The sequence below is a fragment of the Polaribacter porphyrae genome (assembly GCF_002954685.1).
Lineage (GTDB): Bacteria > Bacteroidota > Bacteroidia > Flavobacteriales > Flavobacteriaceae > Polaribacter > Polaribacter porphyrae.
Genome location: NZ_MSCN01000001.1, coordinates 1,621,872 through 1,645,453 on the forward strand (window position 1 = coordinate 1,621,872; position 23,582 = coordinate 1,645,453).

Consider the following 23,582-nt stretch of genomic DNA (forward strand, 5'->3'; position numbering starts at 1 on the left):
TTATTATGAAAAACCACATTAAAAATAATTTATTAAAAGCATGGCTTTGTATTATATTAGTATCATTTGTATTTTCTTGCCAAGAAAATACGCCTGAAGAATTATTTACAGAACCTCCAACAAAAAGACTAAATAGCAAAGAACAAGAAGTAAGAAATTTATTAAAAGCTTCTAAAGATGGTTGGAAAGTTACTTATTTTACCGATAGTACAAAATTAGGAGGATATACTTTTTTATTTGATTTTGAAGATGATAAAATTGTAAAAATGGCATCTGACTTTAAGAATAATCTTACGGCTAAAAAAAGTGAGTATGATATTGTTGTTGGTTCTACAATTAAATTAAGTTTTACAACCAAAAACGTTATCCATGATTTATCAGATTCAGATTTATACCCAGATAGTGATTTTATAGGTCAGGGATATAAAGGTGATTTTGAATTTTTATATTATGGTAAAGACGGTGAAGACTTAATATTTAGAACTAATAGAAGTTTTATAGAGTTACGTTTTAAAAAAGCAAGTGCAGATGATTGGAAGAACTTAAGTAAACATAAAGAAATACAAAAAGCTATTAGCGGTGAAACATTATCTTTTATTATAAAAGACAAAACCTATAAATTTTCTTATAACAATGCTAGAAGATTTGCTACAAATATAGATAAAAGTAATGCCTATAATTTTGCTGTTGGATTTTCTGCTACTGGCATCTTAATTAAACCTAGTATTAAAGTTGGTGAAAAGCAGTATCATACATTTAAATTAAGTAATGACAAGAGGCAACTCGTTTCTGAAGATGGAAAATTTATAATTTACATACTCTCCCCCCCTATTAACATGAATTTACTTTGGACAATAGAAGCCAAAGCCCCCAATGTGTCTCCTCTTTTTTTAGCAGAATTTAACAAGGTAAAAGCGGCAAACACTACACGTTACCCAACAGAAAAACTATCAGAAAAAATTCGTATAGGTACAGCAAGAATAAGAGGTGTTGCATTACCAGGAATTTATTTTAGATCTAATACTGCTACAGGTGGATATCCTTCTCAATTTGTAGTTAGTTACCAAGGAGTGCCTGGAAAAGCAGATCAACTACATATTGAAAAACTTTTTGGACTCTTTAATTGGCGTTTTTATACGCATTTGTTACCTATGGTAGATATTATTGCAAAAAATGCACCTTATAAAACAGAACCTACCCCTATAGCTAATCCTAGACAAGTAAAATTAACTAGCACAAAAAACAGGAAAATTTGGTTTATTATAAAGAGATAAACTTACCTAAAGTGTTTATTAATATTTTACAAAAATGGAAGCTAAAATTCTTGTATAAAAACCTCTAGAATTAGAGGTTTTTATACAGGTTACTAAAACATGAAAATTTTAATTAACATCTAAAAAACTTAAGTTCTTAGCAAGTAAAAGTTAAGAGTTTTATATTTTAAAAAAATATGGTAGTTTTGGATATACTAAAAAGATTATCTTGCTGATGTCTGAAAAAAAACTTTCTGTTTGTGATTCTGAAACTTTTAAAAGTATATATGAAGAACACGTGGAAACAGTCCGTAATTTTATTTACTATAAATGTGGAAATCTTGAGCAAGCTGAAGATTTAACACAAGAAGCATTTGTTAAGCTTTGGAAAAATTGTAGCAAGGTATTTTATGAGAAAGCTAAGTCTTTTTTATTTAAAGTTGTTAAAAACCTTTTTTTTAACGATGTGGCTCACAAAAAAGTAGTTTTAAATTATCAAAAAAGTAGTGCTACAAACTTCGATTATGAGAGTCCAGATTTTATTATGGAAGAGAAAGAATTTATGCAGAAGCTACAAGATGCTATAAATAGCTTAACAGATTCTCAAAGAGTAGTGTTTTTACTCAACAGAATTGATAAAAAAAAATATCATGAAATTGCTGAAATTTTAGGAATTTCTGTAAAAACTGTAGAATATAGGATGCATAAAGCGTTACTAGGTTTACGCCAAAAAATAAACTTTAAAATATAATTAGGGTATATTAATAGTTAATGGTTATATTATAAAAGATACTTATGAGAAAAAATGATGATGACCCTTTTTTAGCTAGATGGCTCGATGGTAAGCTTACCGAAGAAGAAAGGAATCAATTTGAATTTTCTGAAGCTTGTAAAGAATATAAGGAAATTTTAGCTGCTATGGATAGATTTTCTGTACCTGATTTTGATAAAGAAAAACTTTATAAGAATATAAATAATAAAACTGCTAAAATCTCAAAACGTAAGAAATTTTTACCTTATTGGGGTTATGCAGCTGCTGCCTCTATAGCGATACTATTTGGTATATTCTATTATTTGAACCCATCTGTTACACATTCTACAAATTTTGGTGAACAATTAAGCTTGCTACTCCCAGACGGATCTGAAGTAATTTTAAATGCCAAATCTACTTTATCATATGATGAAAAGAAATGGGAACAAAACCGAAAAGTGCATCTTGAAGGAGAAGCCTATTTTAAAGTTAAAAAGGGTTCTTCCTTTTATGTGATTTCGAAGGACAAAGAAGTTAAAGTATTAGGTACAGAATTTAGTGTTAACGCTTTAAATAATATTTACGAGGTATTTTGTTTTGAAGGTAAAGTACAAGTAAAAAACTTAGATGATAGCGTTTTTCTTACAAAAGGATTGGCTTATAGAGATTTTAATAAAGAAATTGAAAAATTTAATTTTACAGAAACAAACCCAACGTGGATAAGAGGAGAAAGTACTTTTAAAGGTGCTCCTTTGTATCTTGTTATTTTAGCGATTGAAAAGCAATATAATGTAAACATTAATTTTAATCGTGTTGATACTAATAAACGCTTTACTGGTAGTTTTAGTCATAAAAATTTAGATATTGCTCTACGTACCGTTTTTTCATCTATGGAAATACAATATCAATTTAAAAATAATACATCTATTATTCTTACAAAAGATTAATGAAACATAAGTGTTGGGTATTTTTTTTACTCCTATCGATTCAGACTCAAATTTATTCTCAAGATTCAATTGCTATAAATTTTGAAGATGAACCTTTGCCTGCTGTTTTAAAAAAGTTAGAAAAAAAATTTGATTTACGCTTTTCTTATCTAGACAACCTTATAAAAAACAGAAAGATTACGATTGTAAGCAAAAAAACTACACTGCAAAAAATACTTGGCAAAATACAAGAAATTACTGGTTTTGTTTTTGAGAAAATTAACGATAGGTACTACATTATAAAAAAAAACAAAAAACTACCCATAACTATTTGTGGGTTTGTGTTGGATAAGTTAACAAATGATAAATTAAAAGATGCGACTATAATTAACCTAAATCAAGGTACTGGAACTAATACAGATGCAAAAGGATACTTTAATTTATTAAATGTGTTTGCCTCTGATACACTTTCCATTAGTTATTTGGGTTATTTGACTCAGAAAATACCTGTTAAATATTTTACTTCTTCTAAGTGTAAATATATTGCATTACATACATTTGATGAAATACTTCATGAAATTGTACTTAAGGAGTATATAACACAAGGTTTCTTACAAAAAAATGATGGTACAATTAAAATATCTCCAGAAAGGCTTGAGGTACTACCTGGATTAACAGAACCAGATGTTCTAGAAACTTTACAATATCTACCAGGTATTGAGAGCCCGAATGAAACCGCATCTGGATTGCATATTAGAGGAGGTACACCAGATCAAAATTTAATTCTTTGGGATGGTATTAAGGTGTATCAAACTGGTCATTTATTTGGAATGATATCATCTTTTAATCCCTATATTACCGATGAAATAAACATCTATAAAAATGGTGCAAAAGCAAAATACGGCAATAGAGTTTCTGGTGTTATAGATATACATACTAAAAAAGATATTCCAAAGAAAGCTACTGGGGGATTCGGTTTTAACATGACACATGCAGATGCTTTTTTAAAAGTTCCTCTTTTTAATAAAAAAGTTGGATTTATTACTTCATTCAGGCAATCTTATACGGATTTTATAAATACATTTACTTATCAAAATCTAACAAAAAAAGTTTTTCAAAATTCTAGAATTAATGCTTCAGAAAATATCTATTCTTTAAAAACTTCTGAAATTAACAATAAATTTTACTTTACAGATTATAATATTAAAGTTATAGTTAAGCCTAACCCAAAAGATAAATTTACTTTTAGCAACCTTAGTGTAAAAAATAGATTAGATTACAGTGCCCTATTTTCGAATGAAGACTACAAAGATAGAGAGAAGGATAATTTAAAGATTAACAACTTAGGTTTTTTGACTTTATGGAAAAGGCAATGGAATGAGAAGTTTTCTCAAAATATAAGTTTGAGTACCTCTAATTATCATTTAAATTACACAAGTCAAGACTCTTTTGATCAAGTGGGTATGCTTACTATAAAAAAAGAAAATCATATTAAAGAAACGGAAGTAAAATTAGCCAATACTATACAACTTGGAGAAAAGCACCTTTTGGAAATGGGGTACCAATATTCTAAAAATAATGTGTCTTTTTTATTTGAAAATAAGACATCATATAATCCAGAATCTGATTATATAATTACAGAAAATCTAAATAATATTTCTAACGCATTTTATACAGAATATACTTATGAGTCTTCTAAAAAAATTTTATTGGATTTAGGCATGCGAGTTCATCATTTTTCTGTAACCAAAGAATTATTTTTTGAACCACGAATTAATTTAAAATCTTATTTAAATAAAAATTTAAGTATAGGGATTTCTGGTGAAATTAAGAATCAACCTATAAGTCAAATTATAGAATTTATAACTTCAGATTTTGGATTAGAAAATCAAATTTGGGCGTTAGCAGACGGAAAAGATTTCCCAGTCTTAAACAACCAGCAAATTAGCTTTGACTTACAGTTTAAAAAAAATAATTGGAGCATAAATGTAGATAATTATTTTAAAAAATTAAAAGGACTTACAACTTTTACAAGGGGCTTTTCTAATACTATTGAAGGTTTTTCAATTGGAGATAGCCATATTTATGGTGTCGATTTTCTTATAAAAAAAAGGATTAACAATTATAATACTTGGGTTTCCTATACACTTGCAAATGCTGATTTACACTTTGATATTTCTGGCGAACAAAAAAAGTATAGTGGAAATTTTGATATACGTCATAGTTTTAACTGGGTACATTCTCTAAAACTAAAAAACTTTAACTTGTCATTGGGTTGGAAATACAGAACAGGAAAACCCTATACAAAGTTAAATATAGACAAAGATAACACTATCAGTTATGATAAGATTAATGGTAGTAGGCAACCTGTTTACCATCGCTTAGATTTTTCTGGAACTTACCAATTTCAGTTTTCGAAATCTAATACTTGGAGAGGAAAAATAGGGATATCTCTACTGAATCTATATAATCAAAAAAATCGATTACATACCTCCTACGTAATCTCACAGAACCCTAATACCCAAGATATTAATTTAATTGAAAACAATCAATTTGGACTAGGGATTACACCAAACCTCGTTTTTAGAGCTAGTTTTTAAAAAATTTTCAACTTAAAGTAATACTATCTATATACACATTTTAAAATCACAACTTATTGATTATTAAGTAAATTACTATTAATTTCTTGTATTTTCCTTTTTAAATTAGGGTTTTTAAAGTTTAATCTGTTATTGATATAACAACATTAATAACAATTTTAAATTTAAAGAAATGAAAACAATTAAAAGATTTTTAATAATTGCGATAATAGCTATAAGTGCTATTTTTACTGGATGCGAAAGTAGAGATTCTGACATGATTTTGCCAGAAAACCCTATTTTTCAAAATTATTTTGTGAAGTATAATTTAACCACGAAACAAACTGAAGCCAAAGCAACTTTTAGAACAATTGATAAAACAGGTACAAGACTTGTTCTTAAAGGGAAATCAAGTATTATGCTTAATGGGAAAAAGCAAGATGCTTTTAGTACAGCTGTGATTGATGGTTATTTTTATAGCTGGAAAAATCAAAAAGGACTATTAAATGCAAAATTTACATATGTTAAAAATGGAACTAAAAAATTTAATAACACCTTTAGCTCAAAAGATATATCAAATATAGAATTTAAATCTGGACATGATAAACTAGAGCTCAAAAAAGATAATACCATAATATGGAAGGGAAATCCCATTAAAGCTGGAGAAGAAGTTTATGTTATTGTTTATCAACGTGGAAAAACTAGTGCAATTCCATCAACCAGTAAAATAGGTGCTACATCTATAACCATTAAAAAAGAAGATTTGAAAGATTTAAAGGCTGGCAAAGCTAAAATACATTTAACAAGAAAGCTTACCAAAAATACTATTAAAGAAGAAGATGGTAAAGCTGGAGGAAGTGTAACTTTAGAAAACCTCGTTGTTGCTTACACAATTTTAAAATAAAATTACTTCATTGAAAAGTTATAAATGAGAGCAAAAAATGCTCTCATTTATTTTTATTTAAAATTAGGGTAAATTGAAAGTAGCTTGTTATAATGCTATATGTAAAACCGTAAAAGGGAAAGTCTCATTTAATACAATAGTAGTTTACTTGAATTGATTTTCAAATTTTAAAGATTTTTTTACATTCATATCTACTACAACAATACATAAATAAGTTATTTTATGAGAACATTTCTAATTATTTTCTTTCTAGCATTAGCACACACCACTTACAATCAAATTACATACAAGCCAGCATTTCCTAACATAAATTTTGAATTTCCAGTAGAGTTACTATCTCCACCAGATGGCTCAGATCGTATGTTTGTGGTTGAGCAACCTGGACGTATTAAAGTTTTCCCTAGAGATCCCAATGTTACTTCTACCAACGTAACTACATTTTTAAATATTTCAAATCGCGTTAGCTATAATGACGGAGATTATGGTCAAGAAATAGGTTTATTGGGTTTAGCTTTTCATCCAGATTATGCAAACAATGGTTACTTTTATGTATATTATACAACTAACAGTCCTATTCCTGGAGTAGAAGTAAGAATGGTACTATCTCGTTTTTCTATTCATTCGAACAACAATAATGTAGCCGATGCTAATAGCGAGTACATCATTTTCCAATTTGATAAAAATCAAAATAACGGAAACCACAATGGTGGTAAAATAGCATTTGGTCCTGATGGGTATTTATATATTTCATTTGGAGATGGAGGTGGAGGAAACGATCCGCAAGGAAATGGACAAAATAAAAATACCATCTTTGGAAGTATCTGTAGAATTGATGTAGACTTAGATGGAAGTAACCCTATTGAAACCAACCCAATTCTACCTAATGGTAGGTATGAAATACCTAGCGATAACCCATTTGTCGGAAAAACTGGTCTAGATGAAATCTATGCTTATGGTATTAGAAATACTTGGAAATTTTCATTTGATAATCCCACAGGAAGACTTTGGGGGGCAGATGTTGGCCAAAATGCATTTGAAGAAATAAACCTTATTGAAAATGGAAAAAATTATGGATGGAGTAGATTTGAAGCAAATTCTGTAGCCAATCCAAATATAGTAATTAATGAAACCATTACTTCTCCCATATTCTTTTACAATCAAACCCAAGGCGATAAATCAATTACGGGGGGTTATGTATACAGAGGTTCTAAAATAACCAGTCTTACTCCAAGTATAAATTCTAAATATATTTTTGGAGATTATATAAGTGGACGAGTATGGGCATTAGATTATAATTCTTCTAAAGGAGCCGCAAGCCGTACATTACTCTTTAAAACAAACGGAGAATATGTCTCATCGTTTGGTGTTGACAAAGATGGAGAAATATATTTTAGCGATTATAAACCCAATGCTCAACTATATAAATTAGAAGATGGTGTTACACCTCCACAAGGTGTTGCTGTAAATGGTATTGGGGATTGGCAACCCCTTGATAAGGGTGTTATTAACGGTCAAGTCAACGCTATTGCCACTGGAGCAAACGGTAATGTATATCATGGCGGAACTTTTAATAAAGCAGGGAACATTACAGCTAATAACATAGCGGTTTGGAATTCTACAACAGGATGGAGTGCTTTAGGAAGTGGTGCAAATGGAACAATAAATGCACTAAAAATTACACCTAATGGTTATTTGTATGCAGCAGGCTCGTTTACAAAAATTGGTGGAGTTGCAGCAAAAAACATTGCGGTATGGAATGGTACTGCATGGACAGCATTAGGTACAGGAATAGAGGGTTCTGTATTAGCTTTGGAAACAGATGGAAATAACAAAATTTACGCCGCAGGTGTTTTTGAAACGATTAATGGGACTACAGTCAAAAATATTGGGTTTTGGAATGGTGCTGCATGGAGTGCTTTAACCGATGCCACAACATCAACTGCAGGAACAAACAATGAAATAAGATCATTGCATCTTGATAGTAATGGCATCTTGTATGTGGGAGGTAATTTTAGCAAAGCAGGTGATAAAAATGCCAGTAGAATTGCTACGTGGAATGGAAAAAATTGGGGTACATTAGGAGCTGGAACTAGTGGTTTTGTACATGCTATTGTATCTACTCCTACAGATGTTTTTTTGGGTGGAAATTTTGCAATTGCAGGTACTAAAACAGTAAATAGAATCGCAAAATGGAATAAAACTACCTCATCTTGGTCAACTCTTGGCAAAGGTGTCAATAATAATGTAAATGCATTGTTACATGATGGCACCTATTTATATGTGGGTGGTGCTTTTAGTATCGCTTTTAATACGAGCCAAAATAGTATTGTTAATCATATAGCCAGATGGAGTGCTGCAAAGGGTTGGGAAGCTTTAGGAAAAAATACTCAAGTAGGTGTTGATATCAAAATAAATGATTTAAGTTTCTCTTCTCATGTCAATGGTAAAGAAAACATATTTGCCGGGGGCAATTTTTCTAAAGCAGGAGCGCAAAATGCAAATAATACGGCATTATGGAAATCAGACAATGTTTTGGCGATTGAAACAGATGAGTATTTTAAATTTAATTATTATCCAAATCCTACAACTGATATACTAAACCTTTCAAAAAAATACAACTGGGTGTTAACGAACAGTTTGGGGCAAGTTATTAAAAAAGGAAATAGTGCTTCGTTAAATTTGTATAACTATAATCCTGGATTTTATTTTTTAAGAATTGAGGATTCAAAAACAATTAAAATCATTAAAAAATAAAAATACCTTTAAAATTTTAATCCTACCATATAATATAAAAATGTGATAAATTAAAAGTTATAATAAATATGTGGGAGGAGAATATTTCTATCAGCACGATTTTAGCGATGACAGTAAAACTTATGAAAATATAGTGTGTGAAATATAGAGAATCTTAAAATCGAAACTTTATATTGCTTAATTTGACTCGGATTTTAGCTACTTATATGACTTTATAAAGATAAATTTTTGGAGCAAAATATTCGGACAGAAAATTGATACGATATATGGAATTGAAAAAAGAAGTTGAATAGAATGAAAAATTTAACGCAATAAAAACGTGTTACAACAGCATAAAGCGATTGCTATTACTTGCTTACATACGAATATTCGTACAGAATATTCTATTCGGCTTTTATTTGCTAAATTAGTCGCTAACACATGCAATGATATCATACATAAAACCTTTGGCCACAAGCATAAAATAACAATGCGAATAGCTTTAATCATACTAATTGTAATACACGGAATTCTCCATTTATTTGAGTTTTTCAAAGCACTCGGAATATCTGAATTCAACGCGATTTCAAAAGCCCATGGAATATTTTGGTTTTTTACATTTATACTTTTTACTATTTCAGTCATTTTAATTCTTATTCATTCTAATTATTGGTTGTTAAGTGGATTTTTGGCTGTGATTATTTCAGAGGTGCTGATTCTTAACTATTGGTCTGACGCTAAATTTGGCACCATAGCTAACATAATTATTCTCATCGCTATAATTATTGGTTATTCAAGTTTCAATTTCAAGCAGAAAGTCAAAACAGAAAAAATAAGTCTGTTTGAAGGTGCGCAAGCAAAAAACCAAGACATCATTACAGATGGAGAATGGATTGGTTTACCACCAATTGTGCAAAAATGGTTGACTAAGAGTGGATTAATTGGAAAACAACGGGTTTCTAATGTGTATTTGGTTCAAAAACTACAGCTCAAATTAAAACCTGAACAAGCAAACTGGAACAAGGGTATGACAGAACAATATTTTACTGTTGACCCTCCAGCTTTCAACTGGAATATCAAAACTGAAATGAACCCATTATTGAATATTGTTGGTAGAGACAAATTTGTAGATGGTAAAGGTGAAATGATAATTAAGCTACTTTCACTTATTCCAGTTGCAGGCGCAAATAATAACGAAAAGGTAAATCAAGCAACTTTACAAAGATATTTAGCTGAAATAGTTTGGTTTCCTTCAGCCGCTTTAAGTAAATATATAAAATGGGAGACTATAGATGACTATTCTGCCAGAGCAACAATGGAATTTAAAGGGACTAAAGGTGCAGGCGTTTTTCATTTTGACCAAAATGGAAATTTTGAAAAATTCGTAGCAATGCGTTATCAAGATTCAAATGCAATTAAACCTACTGAGTGGACTGTGATTTCAACAAGAACAGAAGAGCGAAATGGAATTAAAATACCCATTGAATGCGAAGCAAGCTGGAAATTAGAAAAAGGTAAATGGACTTGGTTAAAATTGAAAATAACAGACATACAACATAACGTAGAAGAAATGCCAGTGGCTAACTATCACCTTTAGGTGCTCATCGAGGGTAAACTGTGCATATTAACAGCTATATGCAACCTGTCCATGTTTACTCTGTATTTATAAATTTTTACGCATTAAATTGTGTGAGTTAAAAAATCCAAAACGTGGCTACACAACTTATCAGTCTTTGGAGGATAATCCTGCGTTGTGTATAACATTCAGAAAACCCTATGAATGCTGACAATTTTCAAAATAAGTGAGTGAGAAATATTCCGTAATTAGTATCTGTTCCTTTAAAATCTTTACCTAACCAAAGAAAATCACTACCCAAACCAAACTGCCATTTACTTCTTTGCAAACCTATTCTAACCATACCTGAACTAAATCTATGTGCATCGGTAAAACCGACAGATGAAACCCATTCTGCTCTTGTAAAAAGTTGCCAGTTCTCATTTATTTTAGGCGTAAATTGAAATATAGTAAGCCATCTTACATCTGCTTGTTCTCCTAATTTGCTTGAAATAATTGTGTATAGTAACCATTCATTGGGTTTAACCTTTAAAAATTGAATACCTGACCTTGCCTGGAAAGATGAGTTTGTTCTTGCTGTAGCAGCAACTGCAAAACCAAAACCAGTTTTTTTTATCTGATAAGCCAAAATATTTAAGGTTGAAAATTGGTCTGTTCCTTCTTTGTATTCTGGAATGCTATATGTATTTCTACTCAAAAACAAGAATTGTGAATTTTTGGCAACCCGTTTTAACCAAAAGACATCTAAAACTGGTGCTTCTGTTCCAATAAAAGTTTCAACTCTTATATTTTGTGCGTGCAGAGGTTTAGAACAACAAATTATAAGTAGAAAGAATAAAGATTTTAACATCTTCTAATAATTTCCAGCAATTAAAACTGGTACTGAATATAGGCTTGTGTGACTTGTTAGAAAAAGCGTCTTATTATCAGTACCACCAAAGCACAGATTGGTGACTTCAAAATTGGTTTTAATTTTTCCTATTAATTTACCTTCCGAAGTGAAAATAGTTACACCATCACCACACGCAGCATAGAGATTACTTTCTTTATCAATTTTTAAACCATCTATTCCCCAAGTTTTACTATCAATGGTATTTAAGACTTTCATATCGAAAAGTGTATTTTCGGCAGTAACGTCAAACACGACTAATTTTCTGTCGCCTTCGTTTGAATTGCCCACATAGAGCTTTGATTCGTCTTTTGAAAACACCAATCCGTTTGGTTTTGAAAGTATTGCATTTACCGAAACGGTCTCGTTGGTTTTTGGGTCGTATTTAAAAATGTGATAGGCATCTAATTCTTTGTAATCATTGGCTTTATCACCATAAGTCGCCAACAGACCATAATCTGGGTCTGTAAACCAAATGGTTCCGTCTGATTTTACAACAACGTCATTTGGGCTATTAAACTTTTTGCCTTGATAATTATTGGTAATGACTTCAAAAGATTTATCGGGTTTAATTCTTGCTATTTGTCTTGCACCACCTTGACAAGAAATGATGTTTCCGTAGGCATCAAATGTATTGCCGCCTGCATACCAACTGGGTTCTAAAAACAGCTCTACGCCTGTGCTTGGTGACCATTGATGTAATTTATTTGCCATCACTTCACTAAAGATTAAACGATTGTTGTTTTTATCCCAAATAGGACCTTCTAAAAACTGAAAGTCAGATGCTAGTTCTTCTATTTCGGCATCCTCTTTTATAATATCCTCTATGGATAATTCTTTTTTAGCTTGAACTTTAACTTGTTTTTCATTTCTAGCATCCTGTTTGTCTTTGCACGATAGAATGCATAGCGTCAGAAAAGTAATAGTTATTATTTTTTTCATCTTGAATAATTTTAAGATTTATTGCCAGTTTTCTTTATAATCTTCTACGAACTGCCTAAAAGAAATGGGCTGTTTTCCTGTAATCTTTTCAACAGTTTCTGTTACGCCTTCTGCATAACCAGCTTTTATAATTTGATTTAGACTTCTGGTCATTTCAATAACAAAATCTGGCATACCATAGTCTTTCATTGCCTGTATAGCAGCATTTTCTGGCACATCTACATAATTTACTTTCTTATCTAAAACAGAAGAAACAATGGATAAAGCATCTTCAAAAGATAAATTTTCTGCGCCTGTAATGGTTAATTCTTGATTTACATACGCGTTTGGATTTTTTAAAATTTCGGCATTTACAGCAGCAATATCTCTTACATCTACCCAACCTAATTTGCCTTGACCTGCAGGCATATAGAGCGTACCGTTTTTAATATCATTTGCAAAGAAATTGACAAAGTTTTGCATAAAACTGGTAGGCTTTGTTATGGTGTAATTCATACCGCTTTGCTTCACTAAATCATCAATAGTGCCTTGTACTTTTGGCATTTTAAAGGTTGAAGAACTATCTGCACCAGCACCACTTGAGCGTACAATATGCTTAACGCCTACTTCTTTGGCAGCTTCTATTGCATTTTTAGCAAAATCAATCATCGGTTCTATCATTGGGAATAAAAGAAATAGCGTGTCGATATCTTTAAAAGCTTTTACTAATGATGCTTTGTCATTAAAATCTACGTGTACTTGATTACTACTCAAGTCTTCTTTGTTAGAAGAAACACCTATCAAAAAATTTGCCTGCGATGTTTCTAATTGTTTTACTATTTGGGTTCCAATATTTCCGCTTGATCCTGTTACTAAAATTCGATTTTTCATTTTTATTTGCTTTTTTAAAACTAATGATGCAAATTTGAGGACAATAGTTATAAAAGTCAAGTAGTTACTTTAAAGTAAGGTAGTTTATATTTTGATACAATTATTGATAATCAACATGTTATAATGATAATAAATGAAAAATAAATCTGAAGACTATCAAAAAATGATAAAAACATACCTAGAGCATAATTCTTGTCCTGTAGCGGCAACTATGTCTGTAATAGGTGGTAAATGGAAATCAATTATTTTATATTTAATTAGCCACGATGTGAAACGATTTGGCGAAATGCACAGAATGATTGACGGAATTAGCAAAAAGATGCTTACGAGTCAACTACGAGAATTAGAAGCAGATAAAATCATACATAGAAAGGTGTTTCCTGTTGTACCGCCAAAAGTTGAGTATACCATAACCGAACGTGGTTTAAGTTTACGACCATTAATCATTGCAATGCGTGAATGGGGACTTGAGAATGTTTTGAAAATAAGACACTACACATAACAAAGAATTGAGAAAAGAATTCTTCACTAAATTTAGACAACAGTTTTCAGGCATTGTTGAAGTAGAATAATCTCTTTTTGTCGATTTGTTCCAATTTAACAAGCTAAAATCTTCATTATCCTTTTTATATTCTATCTCATTATTAAAACCTAAATATGGCCTACATCATAAAATATTCTTGATTTAGTATAATAAAAACATTGTTTTAACAATTTATTGGAAAATGTTAGTATTACTAGCTTTTTACTCTTGCTCTATTGATTATTCTATCAAAAATTTCTCTATAAGATTTATTGTGTTTATTATTACTAAAAGAAAATAAAATTGTAAACTTTAGGAACATATAAAAATATCAGTTTATTATACTACAATGTTTATACTTACATGGATAAAAAAATCTTTACATTTTAACATCAATTTAGTCATTATACAAGCTTTGACTTTTTTGATACAGTAATATAATACTGTAAAAATAAAATGATATTTATTAATCTGTATATTTATAGCTTATTACAATACTGTTGAAAGCAAAAATAACATCCATTGTCTTATTGTTAGCACTTATAATTCCTACTATAAGTACTTTCTGTTGGCTTACCTATCAAAGGTCTGTTGTTCGCCATCAAGTAAAACGCATGATAATGAGGGGTATAGATAAAGAGGAGCTTGTGCTATTAAAGTTTTCAGAAGAAGAAGCCATGAAAGAGCTGAAATGGAAACATTCAAAAGAATTTGAGTACAAAGGAGAAATGTATGACATTGTTAAAACTGAAAAAATTGGGAATATAATACACTACTGGTGCTGGTGGGATCATGAAGAAACAAGATTGAACAGAGAACTAACAGAATTAGTAACAAATCTCTTCAACGATAGTCCACAAAAAGCACAAAAAGAAAATCAACTTATTTCTTTTTATAATTCACTCTATTACAACGACATAAATTCTTCGAGTCTTTCAACAAGATTCGTAAAATACGCTCTAATTTTTCATTATTCAGAATCTTATCTTTCAATTATTTTAAAGCCAACGTTGCCACCTCCCAAATGTTAAGTTAAACATATTATCATTTTTAAACCTCACCTTTTTGGCTGGGGTATTGTGCCTATGCATTAGGTACTAATTTTATTTAACTTAATATTTCTACAATGAAAAAAATATTTTTTGTGTTGTTGATTGAAGTATTAGGTATTTTCTAAAAATGAAGCTTAAAATAATTAAGAAAGAACCATGAAAAAACGAAATAAATTTTTAGCTTGGTTAAAACCAAATGAAACTCTTGTAGAATTAGATTCTTTTTATAGGGAAACTGTCTCCCAGTTTTCTAATGAGGAGAGAAAAGTCTATTGTAAAAATTTATTAGGTAGATTACAGGAAGACTTTAGGTTAGCTACTAAAGCAGAGCTTAATGAGATTAAGAAATATTTAAAAGCTACAAAAAGAGAGTTGAAATTTCTGAATAAACAGAATGTATAGATTAGACCTAATATTTAAAAAGAAGCTGTCTCATTAATTTGAGGCGGTTTTTTTAATTTTATTTTGATATTCTTGTAGTTTTTTAGTATTTTACATACTAATAATCAGCACTATGAATACTAATTTTAAAGATTACAATCAACAACAGAATTGGCTATTTCCACCAAGTATAGAAGAGTTGATTCCCTCTGAGCATCCAGTTCGTTTGGTTAATGGAGTTGTAGAACAACTCGACCTTAGTCAATTACTTTCAGAATACAAAAAAAATGGACAACCAAGTTATCACCCAAAGATGTTACTAAAGGTTATGGTTTATGCTTATATGGATAATACTTACTCAACTCGTAAGATAGAAAAAGCAATGCGAGAGAACATTAACTACATGTGGTTATCAGGCAAACAGGTTGCAGACCATAACACCATTGCTAGGTTTCGAAGTAAAAAGTTGAAAACAATTTTCAAAGACATCTTCAAGCAGGTTGTTTTGTTTTTGGCAGATCAAGGCTTAGTATCTTTAAAAGAAGTCTTTACAGATGGAACAAAGATAGAATCTGTAGCAGGACGTTACACCTTTGTATGGGGTAATGCTATTAAGACTAGAAAAGAAAAAATGGCAACTCAGTTAGAACAACTTTGGCAATACGCACAAAGTATTGCTGATCATGAAGATAAAGATCCTACTCCACCTGATTTCACCAAGGTAGGTAAAGAAAAAGTAGCACAAACTGCTCAAAAAATAAATAAGATACTCTCCAATAATCCAAAAGCAGGCAGTAAACAAAAAGCAAAATTACGTTTCATAGAAAAGAACTTCTCCAACAACTTAGATCGTTATGCAGAACAAGAAAAGATATTAGCCAATCGTAATAGTTACAGTAAAACAGACCCAGATGCTACCTTTATGCGAATGAAAGAAGATCATATGAAAAATGGACAGCTTAAACCAGGCTACAATGTTCAAATTAGCTCACAATCACAATTTATAATTCACTATTCATTACATCAACAAACCACAGATTATCATACTTTAAAACCACATCTTGTCTCCTATCAGAAATTATATAAAACCCTACCAGAAATAATTGTTGCTGATGCAGGGTATGGAAGTGAAGAAAACTACGAATACTTAGAACAAAACGATGTTGAAGCTTATGTGAAATACAATACTTTTGATAAGGAAAACCAAACATATAAACCTAAGAAGAAGAAAAGCGGTAAAGAAGATTTTCATAGAGATACATTGCACTACAATGATAAGGAAGATTACTATGTATGTCCTATGGGACAAAAAATGGAAAACAAGTATGATAAGAAGCAGCAAACCACATCTGGATATCTACAAAAAATTAGCGTTTACAAAGCAAAAAACTGTAAAGGTTGTTCTTTAAGAACCTTATGTCATAAAGCTAAAGGTAATAGAATTGTACAGCGGAATCACAAACTTGAACGTTACAAAGAAATTACCCGAAGACGACTCAATAGTGAACTAGGAACTCAAAAAAGAAGACAACGAACTGCTGATGTAGAACCTGTTTTTACACATATTAAATCAAACAGAAACTTTAAAAGATTTACTCATAAAGGAATAGATAAAGCATCATTAGAATTTGGTTTACATGCTTTTGCTCATAATTTAAAGAAAATGATTGCATAATAATGCTAAAAATTAACATCTAATTTTAAAATAAAAAAATAATTACATCAAATCTATCTTAAAAGCTATAAATAAAAAACCGCCTCAAATTTAATTATGAGACGGATTCTTCCAAAGATTGTAAGGGATACCGCCCTTAAAAACTTTTAAATAATTCAAATAACTAAATAGAAAACATATATCATTATGCGCTTATCATTTCTTTAGTTATCTATATAACACTTAAAATAAAAAAAACCCTAGTCTGTTTTTAAAAATTAAAAATATTTTAATACATAGAAGGATGAGTGTGAGAAATTCTGAAATAAACAAAATGGATTATTAAAATCTGAAAATTGATAAAAGAAAACTTACTATATGATAAGAAAAATTATTTGTTCTCTAACTTACTAATCAACCTCTTTTAAAGAGATTATTTTATTTATATTTAATTTTTTTCTCAACAATAGCATGTCTTCACTTACTTTTCTGTCTAAAATTTTGGCGTAATGCTGCGTTGTTTTTAAAGATTTATGACCTAGCATTTTACTTACTGATTCTATCGGAACCCCATTGCTTAGTGTGATAGTAGTAGCAAAAGTGTGACGCGCTAAATGGAAAGTTAGGTTTTTATTTATTTCGCATAAATCTGCTATCTCTTTTAAATAAGCATTTGTTTTCTGATTGCTTAAAACTGGTAAAAGGTACTCGCCATTAACAAGGTTTGAATACTCATTGTATTTTTCTATAATAGCTTCTGGAGTTTTAAGTAATGGAATATTACTTCGCGTATTTGTTTTTGTTCTTTTCGTTTTTATCCATTTATCTCCATCAATACCTATTACAATGTCATTTTTTGATAGTTTTTTCACATCTGCATATGCCAATCCTGTAAAACAACAAAAAACAAATACATCTTTAACTTGTTCTAATCGTTTTATTGAAAACTCTTTTTCAATTAGTTTTTGAATTTCTTCTTTTGACAAAAATTCTCTATCTACTGTTTTAAGTCTTGCTTTCCAATTAAAGAAAGGGTCTTTACTTATCCAATCATTCGCATACGCTATTCTAATTATCTTCTTAAAATTAGTGATGTACTTTATTGCCGTATTGTGACTACAATTTCTTACCGTTTTTAAATAGTACTCAAAACCATTGATAAATTTATGATTTACTTCTTTTATATTTATATCATTTAACCTGTACTCTAGTTTTATAAAGGCTTTTAAGTGCTTTTTTGCTGTTTTGTATCTTTCTAATGTTCCTGGAGCAAAATCTTTACCTACCAATTTCTCAACTTGGATATTATGGTCTTCAAATATTTTAAGCAACATTTTATGGTTTTCTTCTTTACCATTATAAATGTCTCTGATTCTTATTGCTGATATCGTTTCATTTTCATCTACTAATTTTTGATGAATTTTATAAATTTTATTAGTTATACTATCAATATACCTATTTAATTGTTGAGCTTCAATAGAATTTCCTTTCATTTTGCCTGATGAGGAAATCCATTTATATACATCTACCTTTCTTGATATGCTCAGTTCTGCTCGTTTACCATTTACGGTAATTCTTAGATAAATATTGGCTTTACCATTACTATCTGCTTTACTACGTTTGATATAAAAAATGAATGAGAATAAATTTTTCATAGGTGTCAGTTGGTATTACTGAATAAATATACACAAATTAAATGAAAAAACATATTATAAACAACTAATAATTAGTAATTTAAATCAATTAGGTGTCGATTTTTATCTATCTAAAAGTGACACCTAATACGCACCTTATTGATTACTTTTTAATGATTTTGATTGATTATCTAAGAAAGTAATAAAGCCCAAAAACATAATGTTTATGGGCTTTTTATGAGAATTGTGATTCTCTGAGCGGAGAAAGAGGGATTCGAACCCCCGGACCTGTTACAGTCAACAGTTTTCAAGACTGCCGCATTCGACCACTCTGCCATTTCTCCAAGAGTCTCATCAAGTATTCCTTGAATGCGGATGCAAATATAGAAAGCTTTTTTATTTTCTGAAACAAAAAACAATTAAAATTTCTTTTTTTTGAATATATGTAAACTCTAATGCTATCTTATTAATTATCAGTATCTATATAAAAATTTAATTAATTAGAAATCGGTATTTAATAAAAATACAGCAAACTACTTTCTACTACTTTAGTATATTTGTTAATTAACTTATAGTTTGGATTATGGCTTTCAATTCTTTTGGAAATTTATTAAGAGTTACAACGTATGGAGAATCTCATGGAACTGCAATTGGTGGAGTTATAGACGGGTTTCCTGCTGGTCTTAAAGTTAATTTTGATGCTATTCAAGAAGAATTGAACAGACGTAAACCAGGGCAATCAAAAATTGTTACTCAACGTAAAGAACCAGATACTGTGGAATTTTTATCTGGCATTTTCGAAGGTAAAACTACTGGCACTTCCATTGGTTTTATTATTAAAAATACTAATCAAAAAAGTAAAGACTACAACCACAATACAGATGTATATAGACCTTCTCATGCAGATTACACCTATGATCAAAAATACGGTTTACGTGATTATAGAGGTGGTGGACGAAGTTCTGCGCGTGAAACTGCAAACTGGGTGGTAGCTGGTGCTTTGGCTAAACAGCTAATTGCTAGTATTAACATTAATGCATTTACAAGTTCTGTAGGTAATATTTTTATAGACAAACCATATCAAGAGTTAGATTTTTCTAAAACTGAATCTAATATTGTACGTTGTCCTGATGAATCATCAGCAGAAAAAATGATTGAAAAAATTAAAGAAATTAGAAAAGCTGGAGATACAATTGGTGGAACAATTACTTGTGTGGCGAAAAATATGCCTGTGGGTTTAGGTGAACCTATTTTTAACAAATTACATGCAGAGCTTGGTAAAGCTATGTTATCCATAAATGCAGTTAAAGGATTTGAGTTTGGAAGCGGTTTTTGTGGTGCAAAAATGAAAGGCTCTGAACATAATGATATTTTTAATGCGGATGGTTCAACTCAATCTAATTTATCTGGTGGTATACAAGGTGGAATAAGTAATGGTATGGATATTTACTTTAGAGTAGCGTTTAAACCTGTTGCTACAATAATGACCAATCAACAAACTATAAACTCTAAAGGAGAAGAAACCGAAATTATGGGAAAAGGAAGACATGATCCTTGTGTTGTACCTAGAGCTGTGCCAATTATAGAAGCCATGACTGCTTTAGTTTTAGCAGATTTTTGGTTATTAAATAAAACTAGAAAGATCTAATTTTAGATTTATTTTGTTGATAAAATTCATCTTAAACTTATCAACATTTAACACTTTTTCCTTTTTTCTGATGTAATTTTAAGTGGTTTCAAAATCTATTATGAAACTACTTTTATCACAATTATTTTTACAATGAATTACATCAAAGGACGTGGTGCACAAATAAATATCCATAATCGATTTTTTAAAGAAGAACATGTTATTAGAGATGATTTTTTAAATTATTGTGAAGCTGAACAAGAAAGTGCAGAGAATAACAAAACTTCATATTTAGAAATTTACCCAAAAACCATTTTAAACAAAGTTGATAGTCCAGATATTGGTTTTAAGTATTCTATGAATCCTTATCAAGGTTGTGAACATGGCTGTATCTATTGCTATGCTAGGAATACTCACGAATACTGGGGTTATTCTGCTGGTTTAGATTTTGAGCGTAAAATATTATATAAAGCAAATGCTGCTGAATTATTAGAAAAGAAACTAAAAAATAAAAATTGGAAAGTAGAAAATATCATGTTTTCTGGCAATACTGATTGTTATCAACCTATAGAAAAGAAGTTAAAAATTACACGTAAAATGTTGCAAGTTTTGCTAAAATTAAAACATCCTGTGAGTATGATAACAAAAAATGCTTTGATTTTACGTGATATAGATATCCTTAAAAAAATGGCAAAATTACATTTGGTAAACGTAAGTATTTCTATCACTTCTTTATCTGAAGAAACTAGAAGAATTTTAGAGCCTAGAACTACTACTATAAAGAAAAGGTTAGAAACTGTAAAAGTATTATCTGAAAACGGAATTCCTGTAAATGTGATGATGGCTCCAATTATACCTGCCATTAATAATCACGAAATTTTTAAATTGGTAAAAAAAGTAAGTGAATTAGGAGCTAAATCAGTAGGTTTTACAGTAGTAAGATTAAATGGTGCTATTGGAAAAATCTTCACAAATTGGGTTCAGAAAACTTATCCAGATAGAGCTGATAAAATTCTAAATCAAATTAAAGAATGCCATAATGGAAATTTGAATGATAGTAGATTTGGAACAAGAAGTCGTGGAGAAGGAAAAATTGCTGAACAGATTGCTACTCAATTTAAATTGGCTAGAAAAATGTATTTAAAAGATAGCAAATTACCTTCTTTAAATTTTAAGATTTTTGATCCTTTACAGACAAATCAATTAAGTCTATTTTCATAAAAAAAGTGAAACTTCGGTTTCACTTTTTAATAACTCAAATTAAACAAAATTCTTACTCTCCTTGCCCAAGAGAGAAAGCTCTTTTACCATCAAACTCATACAAGTTTTCGGTTTTTATTACTTCAAATCCTTCATTGTGTAATTTTGATAAAAGTGCTATTACTTTTTCAAAATCTACTGGATTGTATACTAATTTTCCTTCTGTTTTAGAATTTACATCCACAAATCTACATCTCCAATGATCTGTGCAGTAGGTTTCTGCTAATCCTTCAGGATATACTTTCACACCTCTGTTTGTAATCATTTTTAACTTCATCTTAAAAGAATCAATACTATCTAAAGCGTCGCCAATAATTTTTGGATTATTCCCTTTCCAGTTAATAAATACATCAACACCAACCAATACTTGCTTTTCTTCTTTTCTCTTATATACTGGTATAACAATCTCTCCATTGCCTGATGATAATTTACTCACTGGTAATTTTGTAGGCACTTGCCCTAGGTTTTCAATGATTCTTGTTGCAAATTCACTAGTAGATACAATTTCTTTAGTAATTTCTTCTTGATAAACATCAGCTGTATGATAACCATCTTCAATAGTTTTTAGCCATGCATTTTTAATAGTATCAGCAATTTCTGTTTTGCCTAAATGAGATAACATCATAATAGCAGCATTAATCAAACCTGATGGATTTGCAATTTTTTGACCAGCAATATCTGGTGCAGAACCATGAATAGCTTCGAACATAGCCACATTAGAACCAATATTTGCTGAACCACACATACCAACAGAACCAGCTATTTCTGCTGCGATATCAGAAATAATATCTCCATATAAATTTGATGTAACAATAACATCGTAATTTTCTGGACTTGCTGCCAAACGTGCTGAACCTATATCTATAATTTGTGAATTACTCTCAATTTCTGGGTATTCTAACGCAATTTCTTTAAACACATTATGAAACAAACCATCTGTTAATTTCATAATATTATCTTTTACCATACAAGTTACTTTCTTACGTCCATAAGCCTTTGCATATTCAAAAGCATATCGTACAATTTTTTCGCAACCTGGTCTTGTAATTAACTTTAAGCACTGTACAACATCTTGTGTTTGCTGATGTTCTATACCTGCATATAAATCTTCTTCATTTTCTCTAACAATTACGACATCCATTCCTCCAAAATTAGTTTCTACATAAGGAGAATAAGCTGTTACAGGACGTACATTTGCAAACAAGCCTAAAGATTTACGTAAAGTTACGTTTAAGCTTTTATAACCTTTACCTTGTGGGGTGGTAATTGGAGCTTTTAAAATCAATTTATTTCTATTGATAACTTCCCAAGCACTTTTTTCTATTCCTGCTGAATTACCAGATTCATATACCTTTTCTCCAACCTCAATTCTTTCTGGTCGAATATTAGCACCTGCTGCATCTAATATTCGTAAAGTGGCTTCCATAATTTCAGGGCCAATTCCATCACCATAAGCTACAGCTACTTTTGTAACTTCTTGTTGCTTTTTATTTTTTGATTGCTCTTGTACTTGTATATTTTCCATGATTGCCTATTTTAAGTTGATACAAATATCTAAAATACTATTCATATATTTTTATATATGTTTTTAATGTATTATATAAATATTTTTTATAATAAACAATCTTATAAAAAAAGGCAAAACATATTGTTTCGCCTTTTGATTTATATTTTAAGCTTGACCAGTTGGTCCGAAATTCATTGGGATTGGTGGTTGTTCATAATCTTTAATTTCTCCATGTTGTTGTTCAAATTTTCGAACATTATCAGCTAAAGCTTTGGTTAATCTTTTAGCATGTTGTGGAGTAAGGATAATTCTAGATTTTACTTTTGCTTTTGGTACACCTGGCATTATATTTATAAAATCTACAATAAATTCTGACATTGAATGATTAATTATTGCCAAATTAGAATAAGTTCCTTCTGCTACTTCTTGATCTAATTCTATATTTAATTGACCATCTTTATTTTGATTTTCTTCCATAAGTTATATTGTTTTACTTTTAAACTCTTGAATTGTGCAATTGT

Annotated in this window: 19 protein-coding genes and 1 tRNA gene; 13 read left to right on the forward strand and 7 right to left on the reverse strand. The window is 30.1% G+C overall.

Annotation, left to right across the window (positions count from 1 at the left end; genetic code table 11):
- Nucleotides 1-5: 5 nt before the first annotated feature.
- From BTO18_RS07245 to BTO18_RS07275, 7 genes are all read left to right on the forward strand, one after another.
- Nucleotides 6-1,274 (forward strand): DUF4302 domain-containing protein, encoded by a 1,269-nt coding sequence (locus tag BTO18_RS07245; RefSeq protein WP_105015587.1) that lies wholly within the window; start codon nucleotides 6-8, stop codon nucleotides 1,272-1,274.
- A gap of 214 nt (nucleotides 1,275-1,488) precedes the next feature.
- Nucleotides 1,489-2,004 carry an RNA polymerase sigma factor gene (locus tag BTO18_RS07250; protein ID WP_105015588.1) on the forward strand — a complete coding sequence of 172 codons (516 nt, stop codon included), beginning with the start codon at nucleotides 1,489-1,491 and terminating at the stop codon, nucleotides 2,002-2,004.
- Nucleotides 2,005-2,048: 44 nt separating this feature from the next.
- Complete coding sequence (locus BTO18_RS07255; RefSeq protein ID WP_105015589.1) at nucleotides 2,049-2,951, forward strand: FecR family protein; 903 nt, start codon at nucleotides 2,049-2,051, stop codon at nucleotides 2,949-2,951.
- On the forward strand, nucleotides 2,951-5,530 hold the full coding sequence (locus BTO18_RS07260; protein WP_105015590.1) for a carboxypeptidase-like regulatory domain-containing protein: 2,580 nt from the start codon (nucleotides 2,951-2,953) through the stop codon (nucleotides 5,528-5,530). The genes BTO18_RS07255 and BTO18_RS07260 overlap by 1 nt, the downstream gene beginning before the upstream one ends.
- Nucleotides 5,531-5,702: 172 nt before the next feature.
- Nucleotides 5,703-6,413: a hypothetical protein gene (locus tag BTO18_RS07265; RefSeq protein ID WP_105015591.1), complete on the forward strand. Its 711-nt coding sequence runs from the start codon at nucleotides 5,703-5,705 to the stop codon at nucleotides 6,411-6,413.
- 222 nt (nucleotides 6,414-6,635) lie between these two features.
- On the forward strand, nucleotides 6,636-9,167 hold the full coding sequence (locus BTO18_RS07270; protein ID WP_105015592.1) for a PQQ-dependent sugar dehydrogenase: 2,532 nt from the start codon (nucleotides 6,636-6,638) through the stop codon (nucleotides 9,165-9,167).
- A 319-nt stretch (nucleotides 9,168-9,486) separates the two neighbouring features.
- Nucleotides 9,487-10,743: a DUF6920 family protein gene (locus tag BTO18_RS07275; RefSeq protein WP_244905138.1), complete on the forward strand. Its 1,257-nt coding sequence runs from the start codon at nucleotides 9,487-9,489 to the stop codon at nucleotides 10,741-10,743.
- A 196-nt stretch (nucleotides 10,744-10,939) separates the two neighbouring features.
- Here the strand turns inward: BTO18_RS07275 and BTO18_RS07280 are convergent, their stop codons facing one another.
- The 3 genes from BTO18_RS07280 to BTO18_RS07290 are packed head-to-tail and all read right to left on the reverse strand — an operon-like array spanning nucleotide 10,940 to nucleotide 13,423.
- Nucleotides 10,940-11,572 carry a hypothetical protein gene (locus BTO18_RS07280; RefSeq protein WP_105015593.1) on the reverse strand — a complete coding sequence of 211 codons (633 nt, stop codon included), beginning with the start codon at nucleotides 11,570-11,572 and terminating at the stop codon, nucleotides 10,940-10,942.
- 3 nt (nucleotides 11,573-11,575) lie between these two features.
- Nucleotides 11,576-12,553, reverse strand: coding sequence for an SMP-30/gluconolactonase/LRE family protein (locus BTO18_RS07285; protein WP_105015594.1), 978 nt, complete (start codon nucleotides 12,551-12,553; stop codon nucleotides 11,576-11,578).
- Nucleotides 12,554-12,571: 18 nt separating this feature from the next.
- Nucleotides 12,572-13,423, reverse strand: a complete 852-nt coding sequence (locus BTO18_RS07290; protein ID WP_105015595.1) for an SDR family oxidoreductase — start codon at nucleotides 13,421-13,423, stop codon at nucleotides 12,572-12,574.
- 211 nt (nucleotides 13,424-13,634) lie between these two features.
- Here BTO18_RS07290 and BTO18_RS07295 point away from each other — a divergent pair, with 211 nt between their 5' ends.
- The 4 genes from BTO18_RS07295 to BTO18_RS07310 all read left to right on the forward strand — a co-directional run bounded on the left by BTO18_RS07295 (nucleotide 13,635) and on the right by BTO18_RS07310 (nucleotide 17,054).
- The gene (locus tag BTO18_RS07295; protein WP_226789114.1) at nucleotides 13,635-13,925 is read left to right on the forward strand and encodes a winged helix-turn-helix transcriptional regulator; all 291 of its coding nucleotides are present in this window, start codon (nucleotides 13,635-13,637) and stop codon (nucleotides 13,923-13,925) included.
- Between the two features lie 641 nt (nucleotides 13,926-14,566).
- A complete protein-coding gene (locus BTO18_RS07300; RefSeq protein ID WP_105015597.1) occupies nucleotides 14,567-14,977 on the forward strand; it encodes a hypothetical protein in 411 nt (136 codons plus the stop codon).
- Between the two features lie 177 nt (nucleotides 14,978-15,154).
- Nucleotides 15,155-15,400 (forward strand): hypothetical protein, encoded by a 246-nt coding sequence (locus BTO18_RS07305; protein ID WP_105015598.1) that lies wholly within the window; start codon nucleotides 15,155-15,157, stop codon nucleotides 15,398-15,400.
- Between the two features lie 103 nt (nucleotides 15,401-15,503).
- Nucleotides 15,504-17,054 (forward strand): IS1182 family transposase, encoded by a 1,551-nt coding sequence (locus BTO18_RS07310; RefSeq protein ID WP_437438438.1) that lies wholly within the window; start codon nucleotides 15,504-15,506, stop codon nucleotides 17,052-17,054.
- 389 nt (nucleotides 17,055-17,443) lie between these two features.
- On the opposite strand, the gene BTO18_RS07315 is transcribed toward BTO18_RS07310, so the two are convergent.
- Entirely contained in the window at nucleotides 17,444-18,688 is a 1,245-nt protein-coding gene (locus BTO18_RS07315) for a site-specific integrase (protein ID WP_105015600.1), read from the reverse strand.
- Nucleotides 18,689-18,926: 238 nt separating this feature from the next.
- Nucleotides 18,927-19,011: transfer RNA gene (locus tag BTO18_RS07320), tRNA-Ser, on the reverse strand.
- A gap of 239 nt (nucleotides 19,012-19,250) precedes the next feature.
- On the opposite strand from BTO18_RS07320, the gene aroC reads away from it, so the two are divergent.
- Both aroC and BTO18_RS07330 read left to right on the forward strand, forming a co-directional pair.
- Nucleotides 19,251-20,315 carry a chorismate synthase gene (gene aroC, locus BTO18_RS07325; RefSeq protein WP_105015601.1) on the forward strand — a complete coding sequence of 355 codons (1,065 nt, stop codon included), beginning with the start codon at nucleotides 19,251-19,253 and terminating at the stop codon, nucleotides 20,313-20,315.
- Nucleotides 20,316-20,447: 132 nt separating this feature from the next.
- Nucleotides 20,448-21,515 (forward strand): PA0069 family radical SAM protein, encoded by a 1,068-nt coding sequence (locus BTO18_RS07330; protein WP_105015602.1) that lies wholly within the window; start codon nucleotides 20,448-20,450, stop codon nucleotides 21,513-21,515.
- Between the two features lie 52 nt (nucleotides 21,516-21,567).
- Here BTO18_RS07330 and BTO18_RS07335 read toward each other — a convergent pair whose 3' ends face one another.
- Nucleotides 21,568-23,079, reverse strand: a complete 1,512-nt coding sequence (locus tag BTO18_RS07335) for an NADP-dependent isocitrate dehydrogenase (protein ID WP_105015603.1) — start codon at nucleotides 23,077-23,079, stop codon at nucleotides 21,568-21,570.
- Nucleotides 23,080-23,226: 147 nt separating this feature from the next.
- Nucleotides 23,227-23,538, reverse strand: a complete 312-nt coding sequence (locus BTO18_RS07340; protein ID WP_068357663.1) for a DUF3467 domain-containing protein — start codon at nucleotides 23,536-23,538, stop codon at nucleotides 23,227-23,229.
- Nucleotides 23,539-23,582 lie beyond the last annotated feature (44 nt).